This window comes from Streptomyces milbemycinicus (assembly GCF_002154605.1).
GTDB lineage: Bacteria > Actinomycetota > Actinomycetes > Streptomycetales > Streptomycetaceae > Streptomyces > Streptomyces milbemycinicus.
In genome coordinates, this window is record NZ_MUNE01000299.1 from 1 (window position 1) to 14,849 (window position 14,849).

Sequence of the window (14,849 nt, forward strand, 5' to 3'; positions counted from 1 at the left end):
ACGACCGCGCCGTCGGGCGCGCCCGACGGCGCGGTCGTCCAGGGCGCGGCGGTGGGGCGGCAGGGCAAGGTCGTCTTTGTGTGCTCGGGGCAGGGCACCCAGCGCCCCGGCATGGGCCGCGGGCTCTACCGCTCGTCCACGGCGTTCGCCGGGGCGCTGGAGGAGGTGTGCGCCCATCTGGACCCGTATCTGGAACACCCTCTGATGGAGGTGATGTTCGCCGATGAGAAGAGCGATACGTCGGCGCTGCTGCATCTGACCGCCTACGCCCAACCGGCCCTCTTCGCCCTCCAGACCGCGCTGCACCGCATGGTCACCGAGGAGTTCGGGCTCACCCCCGACTATCTGGCCGGCCACTCCCTGGGCGAGCTGACCGCCGCCCATCTGGCGGGCATCCTCAGCCTGCCCGACGCCGCGGCGCTGGTGGCGGCCCGCGCCCGCGCCATGCGGGACCTTCCAGCGACCGGAGCCATGGTCGCCGTCGAGGCCACCGAGGCGGAGCTGCGGCCCCGGCTCGCCGAGTTGGCGGACCGGGTCGGCATCGCCGCCGTCAACGCCCCCGCGTCCCTGGTCATCACCGGCGACCACGACGCCGTGCACCAGATCGCCGACGACTTCCGCGGGCAGGGCAGGAAGGTCACTCCCCTCCAGGTCAGCGGCGCCTTCCACTCTCCCCATATGGAGCCCCTGCTCGACGAGATCGGGCGCACCGCCGAAACCCTCACCTACCACCGGCCCCACACTCCCCTCGTCACCGCGTCGGCCGACGGCGGCGACGACACGACCGAGCCGCGGGCCGACGACGACCCGGGCACGGCCGCGTTCTGGCCTCTCCAGGCCCGGCGCACCGTCCACTACGCGCGGGCCGTGGAGCGGCTGCGCGCCCGCGGCGTCACCACGTTCCTGGAACTCGGCCCCGACTCCACCCTCACTACCCTCGTCCACCACAATCTCGCCGCGCACGATCCCGTGGCCGTCTCCCTGCTCCATCCGGAGCGGTGCGAGACGCACAGCGTCCTCGGCGCACTCGCCGCGGTCCACGCCCACAGCCGCCCCGTCGACTGGACACGCCACTACACCGCACGGCCGCGGCCGACGCCACACCAGATCGACGTGCCCACCTATGCCTTCCGGCACCGGCGCTACTGGCTGCCCGCCCCGGCGGCGGTCGGCGATGTGACGGCCGCGGGGCTCGACGCGGCGGAGCACCCGCTGATCGGCGCCGCCGTGTGGCTCGCGGAGGGCGACGGCTGTCTGCTGACCGGCAGGATCTCGCCGCGTACGCACCCGTGGCTGGCCGACCATGTCATCGCCGGCACTGTGCTCCTTCCGGGCACCGCGTTCGTGGAGCTGGCGCTGCGGGCCGGGGCGTACGTGGGCTGCGACCGTGTGGAGGAGCTGACCCTGCACGCGCCACTCCCGCTGCCCGCCGACGGTGAGGTGGTGCTGCAGGTGGCGGTGGGGGCCGCCGACGAGTCCGGCCGCCGTGAGCTGAGCATCCACGCCCGGCCGGCGGACGACGGTACATGGACACGGCACGCCATCGGCACGCTGGCATCGGCCCGCGGCGTCGGCCTCGACGATGGCACGGGGCACAATGGCCACGCCCCGGCGGGCGACGAGCCGTTCGGGTCGTGGGCCACGGCCTGGCCGCCGCCCGGTGCCGAGCCCTTGGACGTCACCGGGGTCTACGACCGGTTTGCCGACGCCGAGTTCACGTACGGGGAGGCATTCCAGGGGCTGGTCGCGGCTTGGCGGCACGGCGACGAGACGCTGGCGGAGGTCCGCCTCCCCGACCAGCCGGCCGGTGACGCCCTCCGCTTCGGGCTGCACCCCGCGCTGCTCGACGCGGCACTGCAGACCATGTGGCTCGTGGAGCCCGACGGCACACGGCCGAGCGGTGGCCTGGGCGGCCCCGATCGGGGCCTGCCGTTCGCCTGGCAGGGGGTCTCGCTGCGTACGGCGGGCCCGTCGGCCCTGCGGGTACGGCTGCGACGGCCGGCGCCGGACACCGTGGCCGTCGCCGTGGCCGACGCGGCCGGCCGGCCGGTCGCGTCGGTGGAGTCGCTGACGCTGCGGCCGGTGCCGCGGGGCGCCTTGCGCGGCACCGAGACGGCGGTGCGCACCTCGTTGTACGGCCTGGACTGGACGGATGTGCCGCTGCCGACGCCGCAGACGGCCCTGCCCCGGTGTGCGCTGATCGGAGCGGACACGCTCGACCTGGTCCCCGCGCTCGAGGCCGCGGCGCCCGACCGCATCACCGACGGCGTGGAGCGCTACGCCGACCTGGAGGAGCTGGTGCGCTCCGTGGCGGCGGGCGCCCCCGCCCCGGACCTCGTCATCGCCGGCTGCCACGCAGCCCCTGAAGCCGACGGCGCGAGCGAACAGCCACAGCCCGAGACGGTGCGCACAAGGACGGGTCAGGTGCTGGAGCTGCTTCAGCGGTGGCTCGGCGCGGACGGGCTCGCCGACGCACACCTGGTGCTGTTCACCTCAGGCGCGGTCGCCACCCGGCCGGGCGAGCCGGTGCGGGACCTGGCGGGGGCGGCGGTCTGGGGTCTGGTGCGCTCCGGCCAGTCGGAGCATCCGGAGTGCTTCACCGTGGTGGACATGGACGGCGCCCAGGAGTCCCGCGCGGCGCTGCTCGGCGCGCTCGGCCTCGGCGAGCCGCAACTGGCGGTGCGCGGCGGCCGGGCGCTGGCGCCGCGCCTGGTGCGCCCGGGTGACGCCGACGACGACAGCGGCCTGGCCCTGCCGCAGGGGCCGGAAGGCTGGCGGTTGGAGTGTCCCGGCACGGGCAGCCTGGACGGGTTGACCACGACCGAGTCCCCGGCCGCGGCGGTGCCGCTCGGCCCGGGCGAGGTACGGGTCGCGGTGCGGGCCGCGGGGCTGAACTTCCGCGATGTGCTGATCGCGCTGGGCGTGGTGCCCGGGCGGACGGCGCTGGGCAGTGAGGGGGCGGGGATCGTCCTCGAGGTCGGGGCGGAGGTCCGCGATCTCGCGCCCGGGGACCGGGTGGTGGGTATCTTCCCCGAGGCGTTCGGCCCGGTGGCCGTGGCCGAGCGGGCGACCCTGGCGCGGGTCCCCGACGGCTGGTCGTTCGCCCAGGCCGCGTCGGTCCCCATCGTGTTCGCCACCGCGTACCACGGCCTGGTCGATCTGGCGCGCCTGCGGCCGGGGGAATCGGTGCTGATCCATGCCGCGGCCGGCGGGGTGGGCATGGCCGCCGTGCAACTGGCGCGCCATCTGGGGGCCGAGGTGTACGCCACGGCCGGCCCCGGCAAGTGGCACATCCTGCGTTCCCAAGGCATCGACGACGACCATCTGGCCTCGTCGCGCACGCTGGAGTTCGAGCAGCGCTTCGCCGCGACCCGCGGCGGGCGGGGGATCGATGTCGTCCTGGACTGTCTGGCCCATGAGTTCGTCGACGCCTCGCTGCGCCTGGTGGCGCGTGACGGCGGCCGGTTCCTGGAGATGGGCAAGAGCGACATCCGTGACCCGCGGCAGGTGGCGCTGGACCATCCGGGCGTGCTCTACCGGGCGTTCGACCTGCTGGAGGCCGGGCCGGAGCGGGTCGGGCAGATCCTGCGCACCGTACTGGACCTGTTCGAGCGCGGTGTCCTGGCGCACCTGCCGACGACCTGCTGGGACATCCGGCAGGCGGAGCACGCCTTCCGCCATCTGCAGCAGGGCCGTCACATCGGAAAGAACGTGCTCACCGTCCCGGCCGGCTGGAACGCCGAGGGCACCGTACTGATCACCGGCGGTATGGGCACCCTGGGCGCCGCCCTCGCCCGTCATCTGGCGGGTACCGGGCGCGCCCGCCATCTGCTGCTGGCCGGCCGACGCGGCCCCGACGCCCCGGGCGCCGAGGAGCTGCGAGAGGAGCTGACCGAGCTGGGCGCGCGGGTCACCATCGCCGCATGCGATCTCGGCGACCGGGCGGCGGTCGCCCGGCTCCTGGGGGCGATCCCGGCCGAGCGGCCGCTGACCGCTGTCATCCACGCGGCGGGTGTCGTCGACGATGCCACCCTCGGGTCCCTCACCCCCCGCCACCTGGACGCCGCCCTGGCCGCCAAGGCCGACGCCGCCTGGCATCTGCACACCCTCACCCGCCACGCCGACGTGGCCGCGTTCGTCCTCTTCTCCTCGGTCGCGGGTCTGCTCGGCTCGCCCGGGCAGGGCAACTACGCCGCGGCCAACGCCTTCTTGGACGCGCTCGCCCACCACCGGCGCGGCTCTGGCCTTCCGGCGGTGTCGCTGGCGTGGGGGCTGTGGGAGCAGACCAGCGGCATGACCGGGCACCTGGACCAGGCCGACCGCGCCCGGCTGGCCCGGCTCGGCATCAGCCCGCTCACGACCGGGCCGCCCCTGTACCGGGGCCTGGTCGGATCCAGGACCCGGCGGACACCCCCCGCGGCCGCCGCCACCGGGCCGTTCCCCCTGCATACCCGCCTCGGCGGTCACGCCCCGGCCGAGCAGCACGAGATGCTGCTCTCGCTGGTCCGCTCCCACGCCGCCCTCGTGCTGGGCCGCGACGATCCGGACACGGTCCATCCCGGCGCGCACTTCCGCGGCCTGGGCTTCGACTCCCTGACCGCGGTCGAGCTCCGCAACCGGCTCAACGCCGCCACCGGCCTCCGGCTCTCCACCACCCTCGTCTTCGACCACCCCACGCCCGACGAACTCGCCCGTCACGTCCGGGAGCAGGTGCTGGGCGACGGCGAAGCGGCGCGGGTGGCCCCGGTGCTGGCCGAGCTCGACAGGCTGGAAGCGGCGCTGTCCCGGGTGGACGGGGACGATGCGGTCCGGGCGAGGGTGACGGCCCGGTTGCAGGCCCTTCTCCTGAAGTGGAACGAGTCCGATGGTCCGGCGACGGGCGGTGACGGTGCGGGCAGGCTGGCGTCCGCCACGGCCGCCGAGGTGCTGGATTTCATCAGGAACGACCTCGGCCTCTCCTGAACGACGACACGCACAAAGCCAGGGACGAACAACCGGAGTGCCATGACCACCGCATCGCAGAACATCTCCCCCGACCACGTGGCCGACTACTACGACCGTCTCACCGACCTGATCGGCGAGGCGGCGGGCGGCAACCTTCACTTCGGCCACTGGCCGCATCCGCACGACGGAAGCCCCCTCGGGGTCGCCGCCGACCGGCTGACCGACCACCTCATCGGCAAACTCGGCGACGTCGCCGGCCGCCGGGTCCTGGACGTGGGCTGCGGCTCCGGTAGGCCGACCGTACGGCTGGCGCAGCGCGCGCCGACCGAGGTCGTCGGCGTCACCGTCAGCCCCGTACAGATCGAGCGGGCGACGGCGCTCGCCGAGCGGGAAGGGGTCGCCGACCGGGTGCGTTTCGTCCGCGCGGACGCCATGACGCTGCCGTTCCCGGAGGCCTCGTTCGATGCCGTGTGGGCGCTGGAGTGCATGTTCCATATGCCCAGCCCCGCGCAGGTGCTGAGGGAGATCGCACGCGTGCTCCGCCCCGGCGGGCGGCTCGCCGTCATGGACGTCGTGCTGCGGGAGCCGATCGCGAGGCGGGACCGCGGCGCCGTCGAGCGCGGCCGCTCGATGTTCGCGGTCCCGGCCCATATCGAGTTGGTGGAGTACCCCCGGCTGATCCTCGGCGCGGGCCTGCGGCTGGAGGAGATGGCCGACCTGGGCGACGAGATCATCCGCCCGTCCATGGATGCCCTGGGCGGTGCCGTCGCCGCCAACTCCGCCGCCTACGCGGCGGCCTTCGGCGTCGACACCGAACAGTTCGACACGCTCGTGGCGGAGTGGGCGCAGATGAACTCGTCGCTCAAGCTCGGCTATGTGGTCCTGACCGCCAAGCGCCCGGAATGTCCGGCCGGGGGCTGATCACCGCACGGGTCATCCGGCGTTGAAGCGGTACGAGCCGGCCCGGGCCCGGTAGACCTTGTAGGGGGATCCCCCGGAGGTGTCGTCGCGGACGAAGGCGACACCCCGGGGCGCGGTGACGGGCTTGTTCCGGGTGGGGACCCAGATCTCGGCGTCGGTGTTGTACGGGATGGTGACCGCGAGGTCGATCCTGCCGTCCGGCAGGCGCCGCCACCGCGAGGACACCGTGCCGCGCACGGTGTCGATGGAGGCGCTGACGTGGTCGAGCGTCGCGGGCGCCAGATCGGTGTCGCGCGTGTCCTTCGGCACCCGGCTGTTGACGGCGACTGACGGTATGTACGGGCGGATGCGCAGCGACGCGTAGGCGGTGGCGGTCGGCTTGATACCGGCGAGGCTCTGGTAGAACCAGGTCGCCACGTTGGAGCGGTAGTGGTGGTTGACCGAGAGCCGGTCGGTCCACTGTTCCCACAGCGAGGTGGCGCCCTTGGCGATCTGGTGGACATAGCCGGGCGCACCGGTCTGGGTGACGGATCCCAGCGCGATGTCCGTGTAGCCGTACTCGCTGAGGATGTTGAACTCGTAGCGCGATCCGTACATGTCGTTCTGGATGTGGTGGTCCGCTGCCACGATGCGGTCGGCGAGCAGTTTCGCGAGGGCCTTCTTGTTCTCGGCGAGGGTCTTGGTGCCGGCCAGGTGGCAGGGGTCGTCGGGGTCCAGGTCCGAACCGGGCACCAGGTCGAAGGCGATGGCCAGGGCGTTCTCGCTGGAGATGCTGCCCTGGGTGAAGTGTCCCGAGGAGGCGTCCCAGTAGTTGGCGATGAACGCCCTGCGCAGGGTGCGCGCCAGCTTCGCGTAGTGAGCGGCGCGTTCGGTGCGGCCGAGCCTGGTGCCCACCTCGTCCATGTAGTCGCAGAAGTGGATGTAAAAGGCGAGGCTGATCACGGCGTTGCTGCCGGGAGGCTCGGCGCCGGAGTAGGCGCCGAGAGACGCTTCGAATATGTAGTGGTTCTCGGCGGTGAACAGCGTCTCGTAGTACTTGAGAAGGGTGTCCTGGTGGTCGTAGAGCTCCGCGAACAGGCTGCTGTTGCCGTAGTACGCGTACAGCTCCCTCGGGATGACGAAGTACGCCGAGTCCCAGGCCGGCACCGCCTTCCACGCGGCACTCCAGCCCGGGGTGTGGTCGTAGCCGTAGCCGCCCTTGGCGACGGGCACGAACATGGGCAGCTGGCCGGTGGAGATCTGGGTGTCGGGGAAGTGGCGCAGGTAGTTGGTGAGTACGGCGTTGACGTCCCAGGTGAGGGACTGTGATTCGGAGCTGGCCATGGCGTCGCCGGTCCAGCCGTTCTTCTCCCGTGAGGGGGTGTCGGTGGGCTTTTGGACCAGGTTGTTCTGCTCGGCCCACTCCAGATTGCGCTGGAGTCGGTTGAGCAGGGCGTTGTCCGTGGTGAACGTGCCGGTGCGGGCGAAGCCGGAGCGGGCCACGTCGACGGTCAGCACATCCGCGTCCCGCTTGAGGTCGGGTGTCCGGCCGAGGACGGCTTCGAGGTTCATCACTTCCAGGTAGCGGAAGCCGAAGTGGCTGAACCGCTGTTCCCAGGTCTGCGCCGGCCGCTTGCCGACGGTGTAGTAGTGCGTCTGGAGGTTGGCGTCGTGCTGGAAGTTCTCCTCCTCGACCGACAGCGGGGAGCCTGCGCCGCCGTCGCCGCCCGCGATGCGGTTGCCCCCGCGGATCCGCAGGGTGATGCCCTCCTTGTCGGGGCGTACATCGGTGAGGGACAGCCGGACGAAGCCCGTCAGGATCTGACCGTAGTCCAGGACCCAGACGCCCGAGCCGGGGGCGGTCTCGGTGAGCGAGACCGGGCGCAGCGTCTGGTTGACCAGGACCGGCTCCGCCTCGTGGGCCCGTAGGACGGCCGGTTTGAAGCCCTCGGGGACGGTGGTGGCGGGCAGCACGCCATGGTACTTCGGTGCGGGGCCGGAGCAACTGCCCGGGGGCATCAGCGCGGTGGCCGGACGCCACTGACCACGGGCGCGGTAGCCGACCGAGCGCCAGTCGCCGAGCCGGTCCGCGCGCCGGGCGTCGTACTTCTCGCCCGAGTAGACGGAGTCGAAGGTCGTGGGCCCGTCCGCGGTGAGCCAGTCCCGGTCGGTGACGAGCGTGGTGGCCGAGCCGTCCGTGTAGGACACGACGAGCTTGGCACGCAGGCGCGGCGAGCCGGCGTAGGGGGCGAGCTGCCAGTACCACTCCTGTGGCGTGGTCACCCCGTACCAGCCGCGGCCGAGTTCGGCGGCGAGGACGTTGTCCCGGCCGGCCCGGAGCAGCGCGGTGACGTCGAAGGTGTCGTAGAGCACCGTACGGTCGTAGGTGCTCTGGTCGGTGAGCAGCCGGGGGACGTTGGTCCGGTCCCCGGCCGGCTGCTTGCCGTCCACGGTGATCGGATCGCCGTTGACGGTGAAGGTGACATTGCCCGCGGCGCTCAGGTGCAGACGCGCCGTGGCGATGCGCCGGCCGCGGGGCAGGGTGAACGCGCGGCGCAGCACCGGTGCCGGGTTGGCGATGGGCAGCATGGCGTTCTTGGCGGGGATGTAGGGGTTCTTGGGTGGGAAGGTCAGGCCGTCGAGGGTGCCGATGCCGCTCTCGAACGGGTTGGCGCCGGTGGTGAGGTCGGCGGAGAAGTCGGGGGCGCCGGTGCCCGTCACCGTGACGCGGCGGACGGTGGCGGAGGTGGCGCCGCCGAAGCCGAAGCTGCCATGGCGGCGGATCTGGTCCTTCGTGAGCGTGCGGCGGTCCACCTCGACGCCGCCCACCTCCGTGGTCACGGTGAGCCCGCGGACCGTGACCTGCACGGTGTGGTCGCGGGAGGCCCAGGTGTCCTTCGTCAGTCCGGTCGAGGCGGGGAGGGTGACCGTGCCGACCGGGACGCCGCGGGTGCCGGCGGTGGTGGGGTTGGTCTCGCTCTGCGGGTCGTAGAAGTCGACGCCCCAGTTCGGCTCGGATGTGCCGTCGTCCACCCAGGTGTTGCCGGCGTAGTGGCTGGTCTTCATGGTCAGCTGCATATCGTCGCCGCTCTGGCGGATGGTCCAGTCGAGCCCTTCGCCCCAGGTCTTGCCGATGGGTTCGGCGCGCAGCAGCAGGGACAGCCCGCTCGCCGGGTCCGCGCCGCCGCGGAAGACGACGGTGGCGGTCAGGTCCTTCCAGTCGTGGTCCTGGGGCTGGCGTCCGCCGATCCACAGCGCGCCCGACCAGTCCTTCTCGCCCCTCAGCAGGCCGGTCTCCCACTTTGCGGGCTCGCTCCAGCGGCCGGGTGCGCCCTCCTCGTCCCAGGTCCGCACCCGCCAGAAGTACGGCCGCTCCGAGCGCAGCGCGCCGCCGCCGTAGGCCACGTCGACGCTGTGGGAGCCGGCGACCTTGCCGCTGTGCCAGACGTCAGCCCGGCCGGGTGCTGTGCCGACCTGGATCTCGTACGCGGTCTGCCGGTCCACCGGGGGCACCCAGCCGAATGTCGGCGCGGTCTGTGTCCCCAGGGGCTGGATCCGGGAGTTGATCTGCAGATCCACGGGCGCGGAGCCGTGTCCGCCGGTTGTCGTCGCGCCCGCCGCCCGGGCGCTGGGTGCGGTGGCGAGCGGGAGGGAGGCCCCGGCTGCCGCCGCCGTCATGATGCCGAGCATGTGTCGACGGCTCAGCGCGCTTCTGTTCTCCTCGGGCACGGCTCAGTTCCCTTCAAGGCTGTGCAGCACCAACCCTTACCAGCTGGTTGGTTTTCGCCGGACGTTAAGCCCGCGCCGTAAGCGCCGGAAAGAGTACGATCGGCGTTCGTAATCAGAGCGTTATCTACTGGCGGTCATCGAGGAGAGTGAGCGCATCGTGAGCCAGGGAAAGGCGCGTGGTCCGTACGCCAGGACACCGGCCCGCAGAGCGGAGATCGTACGGGCGGCGCGCGACAGTTTCGCCGAGAACGGCTACACCAAAGCCTCCCTGCGCGATATCGCGGAACGGGCCGGCATCACCCACGCCGGCCTCCTCCACCACTTCCGCAACAAGGACGAGCTCCTTGCCGAGGTGCTTGCCGAACGGGACTCCCAGGAGTGGCAGCACGGCCTCACACAGGTCGACAGCCTCGACCAGCTCACGCCCTACCTCGGCGAGCTCATCCGCCACCACCAGAAGGCGCCCGAGCTGATGCGCCTGTGGATCGAACTCGCCGCCGCGGCCTCACGCACGGACCACCCCGCCCACGACTACTTCGTCGAGCGCTACGAGCGCGGGCGGGCGCAGTTCGCCGAGGGGTTGCAGGACGAAGCGGCCCGCGGCAGGCTGCGCGAGGACCTGAGCCCCGAGAGCGCCGCGATCCTCTTCCACGCCGTGCTCAACGGGCTCCAACTGCAGTGGGTACTCGACCAGGATCTCGATATCGTCGGCCCCGTCACCGACTTCGTACGGCTGCTCTTCGGCCACGATCAGGCCGACGAGTGAGCGTTCAGGCCGCCCCCGGCGGCGGCCCGCTGGTCCCCCGCACCACGAGCTTGGGGTCCAACACAGCCTCCCGCGGCTCCAGTTCCGGGTTCTCCAGCCGCTCCACGGCGAACCGCACAGCGTACTCGGCCATCAGCACCGCGTCCTGACGGACAGTCGTCAGCCCTATCGGCATGAGATGGGAGAGGTGGCTGTCGTCGTAACCGACGACCGAGATATCGCGCGGGACGTCGACACCGCCCCGCGCCAGGGCCATCCACACCCCCATGGCACACCGGTCGTTGCCCGCGAGGACCGCCGTCGGAAGGGGCAGACCTCGGTCGCGCTCCGCGAGGAGCAGTTGGCCGGTCTCGATACCGGACTGCTCGGTGTGCTCACCGGGAATCACCCGGATCTCCGGCTCCAGTCCGTGCCGGCGCATCGCGGCCCGGTAGGAGCGCCGCCGCTCGGCCGACCCGGGCCCCCGGCCGCCGTCGATGTGCACGATCGCCCGGTGGCCGAGTTCGACGAGGTAGTCCATGGCCTGCCGGACCCCCTTGGCCTCGGCGCTGTGCACGAAGTCCACGCGGGCGCGCGGCACTCGGTGGCCGACCGACACGGTGACGGCGCGCTGCCGGAGTTCATCGAGATAGCCGGGGACCACATCGGGGCCGAGCAGGATCAGCGCCTCGCAGCGGTGGCCGAGCAACGCCTCGACCGCCTTGGCCTCGCTCCGCCCCTCGGCCGCCGCGGAGAGCAGCACGTCATAACCAAGGCGCTCGGCCTCGGGGTAGATCCCCTCGATGAGGTCGCTGTGGAAGGTCTGATGCACCGTGAACATGACGCCGAGCGTGCGGCTGCGGCCACGGGCCAAGAGGCGGGCCGCGCTGTCGGGGCGGTAGCCGATCTCATCGGCCACCCGTAGCACCCGCTCGCGGGTCTCCTGGCTCGCCCCCGGCTGATTGCGGAACACGATCGAGACCAGCGCACGGGACACTCCCGCCCTGTCGGCGACATCGGCCATCGTGGGCCGCTGCCTGCCCGCCGCATCCACCACTGATCCCACCCTTCGACGGAGCCGACCCTAAGACAGCCGCAGACAGCCGCGAAATCCTCCGGCAACAAGCTATTGACATGACATTAGGACAGGGGTCATCGTACTCGCACTAGAGCGCGCTAGTAGAGCGCGACAGCAACCCCCTCTCCCGACCATTTCCCCGGATCTCCGGAGCGAAGGGAAACCAGCGTGATGCCGTTCGAAGTACTGACCATGGGCCGCGTCGGAGTGGATGTGTATCCGCTCCAAACGGGCGTGGGGCTGGCCAAGGTCACCTCGTTCGGCAAGTACCTCGGCGGCAGCCCGACCAATGTCGCGGTGGCCGCCGCCCGGTACGGGCGCACCTCGGCCGTGATCACCAAGACGGGCGCGGACCCGTTCGGGGACTTCGTCCGCACGGCCCTGGACGGATACGGCGTCGACACCCGCTTCGTCGGTACGTCGGACATCGCGCCGACCCCCGTGACCTTCTGCGAGATCTTCCCGCCGGACGACTTCCCGCTCTACTTCTACCGGCTGCCCAAGGCACCCGACCTGGACATCCAGCCCGAGGAGCTGGACCTGGCAGCAGTGCGCGACGCCCGGATCTTCTGGGTCACCGGCACCGGGCTGAGCGAGGAGCCGAGCCGTACGGCCACCCTCGCCGCGCTCGAGCACCGGGCGAAGGCGGGCACGACGGTGTTCGACCTCGACTGGCGGCCCATGTTTTGGAAGAACACAGCTTGGAAGAGCACAGCCCGGAAGAGCGCGGCCGGGGGTGACCCCGCCGAGGCCCGGGCGTACTACGCGAAGGCCCTGCGCCACACCACCGTCGCCGTCGGCAATCTCGACGAATGCGAGGTGGCGACCGGTGAGCGCGAGCCGTACGCCGCCGCGAAGGCGCTGCTCGCCGCCGGGGTGGAGCTGGCTGTGGTCAAGCAGGGCCCGAAGGGTGTGCTGGCCATGGACCGGGACGGCTTCGCCGTCGAGGTCCCGCCGGTGCCGGTGGAGGTGGTGAACGGCCTGGGCGCCGGTGACGCGTTCGGTGGCGCGCTGTGCCACGGGCTGCTGTCCGGCTGGGACACCCGGCGCACGGTGTCCTTCGCCAACGCCGCCGGTGCGCTCGTGGCCGGCCGCCTGGCCTGCTCGGAGGCGATGCCGACCGAGGCCGAGGTGGCAGCGGCGCTGCGCGAGACGACCGATGACGGCCGATGACGACCGATGACGAATTTCAGCGAGAGGTGTGAGGACGTGCTGTCCGACAAGGTGAGCCGTATCGTGGAGGCCCGGGTCAGCGACCCCGGCGCCATCGCGGCGGCGGCCGAGCGGCGGGTGAAGGCCACCTCGCTGCTGGGTGAGCACGGCAAGGCGATGATCATCGCCGCCGACCATCCCGCGCGCGGCGCCAACGGCGTCGGCGGCGACCCCACCGCCATGGCCGACCGATTCGAGCTGCTGGACCGGCTGTGCACCGCGCTGGAGCGGCCGGGTGTGACCGGTGTGCTGGCCACCGCCGACATTCTGGAGGATTTGCTGCTGCTCGGGGTTCTCGACGGCAAGAGTGTCTTCGGCTCGATGAACCGGGCCGGTCTTGCGGGCTCGGTGTTCGAGATCGACGACCGCTTCACCGGCTACGACGCCGAGACGATCGCCGCGATGGGCTTCGACGGCGGCAAGATGCTCACCCGTATCGCCCTGGAGGACCCGGCGACCCCGGCGGCGCTGCAGAACACGGCCCGTGCGGTGGACGAGCTGAACGACCGCCGTCTGGTGGCGATGGTCGAGCCGTTCCTCTCCCACTGGCGTGACGGCAGGATCCACAACGATCTGACCCCCGACGCGGTCATCAAGTCGATCACCATCGCCTCGGGGCTCGGCCGGCGCACCGCCCACACCTGGCTCAAGCTGCCGGCCGTCGACGACATGGAGCGGGTGCTCGCCTCGTCGACGCTGCCCGCGCTGCTGCTGGGCGGCGAGGTCACCGACCCCGACGCGGCCTTCGCCTCCTGGGGCCGGGCCCTGAAACTCCCGACCGCGCAGGGCCTGGTCGTGGGCCGGTCCCTGCTCTACCCCACGGGCGGCGATGTGGCCGCTGCCGTGGACCGGGCGGTGAGCCTGCTGTGACCAGTGCGAACACCGTACGACTGACCACCGCGCAGGCCCTCGTCCGCTTCCTGGCCAACCAGTACAGCGAGCGCGACGGGCAGGAGCAGCGGCTGATCCCCGGGGTCTGGGGCATCTTCGGACACGGCAACGTGGCCGGTGTCGGGCAGGCGCTGCTCCAGGCCGCCACCACCGGCGAGGCCGGTCTTCCGGAGTTGCCGTACTACCTGGCGCGCAACGAGCAAGGCATGGTGCATGCGTCGGTGGCGTACGCGAAGATGCGCGACCGGCTGGCGACCTTCGCCTGCACCGCGTCGACCGGGCCCGGCTCCACCAACATGATCACGGGAGCCGCGCTCGCGACGACCAACCGGATCCCGGTCCTGCTGCTGCCCAGCGACATGTTCGCCACCCGCGTCGCCGAGCCGGTCCTCCAGCAGCTGGAGGACTCCCGAGGCGGGGACGTCACGGTCAACGACGCCTTCCGGGCCGTGTCCAAGTACTTCGACCGCGTCTCCCGGCCCGAGCAGCTGATCCCCGCGGCCCTGGCGGCCATGCGGGTGCTGACCGACCCGGTGGAGACCGGCGCCGTCACGCTCGCGCTGCCGCAGGACGTACAGGCGGAAGCCTTCGACTGGCCGGTGTCCTTCTTCCGGCGCCGGGTCTGGCACGTGGGCCGCCCGGTGCCGGAGCCGGACGCCGTGGAGCGTGCCGTACGGCTGCTGCGCAACGCGAGGAAGCCGCTGATCGTGGCGGGCGGCGGCACCGTGTACTCGGGTGCCGGGGCCCGGCTGCGGGCCTTCGCCGAGGCCACCGGCATCCCCGTGGCCGACACCCACGCCGGCAAGGGCGCGGTGGCGTGGGACCACCCGTGCGCGGTCGGTGGCATCGGCTCCACGGGGTCGTATGCCGCCAACGAGCTGGCGAAGGAGGCCGATGTCGTCCTCGGCATCGGCACCCGCTACTCCGACTTCACCACCGCCAGCCACACCGTGTTCGGCAACCCGGACGTGGTGTTCGTCAACCTCAACGTGGCCCGCCTGGACGCGGTCAAACACTCCGCGGAGCCGCTGGTGGCCGACGCCCGGCTCGGGATCGAGGCTCTGGCCGGGGCGCTGGGCGGCTGGGAGGTCGAACCGGCCTACCGGGCGCGCGTCCGTGACCTCATCGCCCGCACCCGGCAGATCGAGGAGGAGTGCTTCGCCCCCGATCGCAACACCGGCGGCCTGCCCGCGCAGACCCAGATCCTCGGCGCGCTGGGCGATGTCCTCGACGACCGGGACGTGGTCATCAACGCGGCCGGCTCCATGCCCGGCGATCTGCAGCAGCTGTGGCGGGCCCGGGATCCCAAGGCCTACCACGTCGAGTACGCGTACTCCTGCATGGGCTACG

The 14,849-nt window shown here is 71.9% G+C and carries 8 protein-coding genes; 6 read left to right on the forward strand and 2 right to left on the reverse strand.

What is annotated here, in order from left to right:
• Both CCN51_RS23410 and CCN51_RS23415 read left to right on the forward strand, forming a co-directional pair.
• A partial coding sequence (locus CCN51_RS23410; RefSeq protein ID WP_143675876.1) for an SDR family NAD(P)-dependent oxidoreductase occupies nt 1-4,962 on the forward strand: 4,962 nt, incomplete at its 5' end.
• Nucleotides 4,963-5,004: 42 nt separating this feature from the next.
• On the forward strand, nt 5,005-5,865 hold the full coding sequence (locus CCN51_RS23415) for an SAM-dependent methyltransferase (RefSeq protein ID WP_014173390.1): 861 nt from the start codon (nt 5,005-5,007) through the stop codon (nt 5,863-5,865).
• A 12-nt stretch (nt 5,866-5,877) separates the two neighbouring features.
• Here CCN51_RS23415 and CCN51_RS23420 read toward each other — a convergent pair whose 3' ends face one another.
• Nucleotides 5,878-9,522, reverse strand: a complete 3,645-nt coding sequence (locus CCN51_RS23420) for a family 78 glycoside hydrolase catalytic domain (protein ID WP_238545269.1) — start codon at nt 9,520-9,522, stop codon at nt 5,878-5,880.
• 208 nt (nt 9,523-9,730) lie between these two features.
• Here CCN51_RS23420 and CCN51_RS23425 point away from each other — a divergent pair, with 208 nt between their 5' ends.
• The gene (locus CCN51_RS23425; protein WP_014173392.1) at nt 9,731-10,339 is read left to right on the forward strand and encodes a TetR/AcrR family transcriptional regulator; all 609 of its coding nucleotides are present in this window, start codon (nt 9,731-9,733) and stop codon (nt 10,337-10,339) included.
• 4 nt (nt 10,340-10,343) lie between these two features.
• Here the strand turns inward: CCN51_RS23425 and CCN51_RS23430 are convergent, their stop codons facing one another.
• Nucleotides 10,344-11,342, reverse strand: a complete 999-nt coding sequence (locus CCN51_RS23430) for a LacI family DNA-binding transcriptional regulator (RefSeq protein WP_014173393.1) — start codon at nt 11,340-11,342, stop codon at nt 10,344-10,346.
• A 225-nt stretch (nt 11,343-11,567) separates the two neighbouring features.
• On the opposite strand from CCN51_RS23430, the gene iolC reads away from it, so the two are divergent.
• The 3 genes from iolC to CCN51_RS23445 form a co-directional block, all read left to right on the forward strand.
• Nucleotides 11,568-12,569 carry a 5-dehydro-2-deoxygluconokinase gene (gene iolC / locus CCN51_RS23435; RefSeq protein WP_014173394.1) on the forward strand — a complete coding sequence of 334 codons (1,002 nt, stop codon included), beginning with the start codon at nt 11,568-11,570 and terminating at the stop codon, nt 12,567-12,569.
• Nucleotides 12,570-12,575: 6 nt separating this feature from the next.
• A complete protein-coding gene (locus CCN51_RS23440) occupies nt 12,576-13,478 on the forward strand; it encodes a Cgl0159 family (beta/alpha)8-fold protein (protein WP_014173395.1) in 903 nt (300 codons plus the stop codon).
• Nucleotides 13,475-14,849, forward strand: a 1,375-nt coding sequence (locus CCN51_RS23445) for a thiamine pyrophosphate-binding protein (protein WP_086860051.1), incomplete at its 3' end; no start/stop codon positions are given. The genes CCN51_RS23440 and CCN51_RS23445, both read left to right, overlap by 4 nt.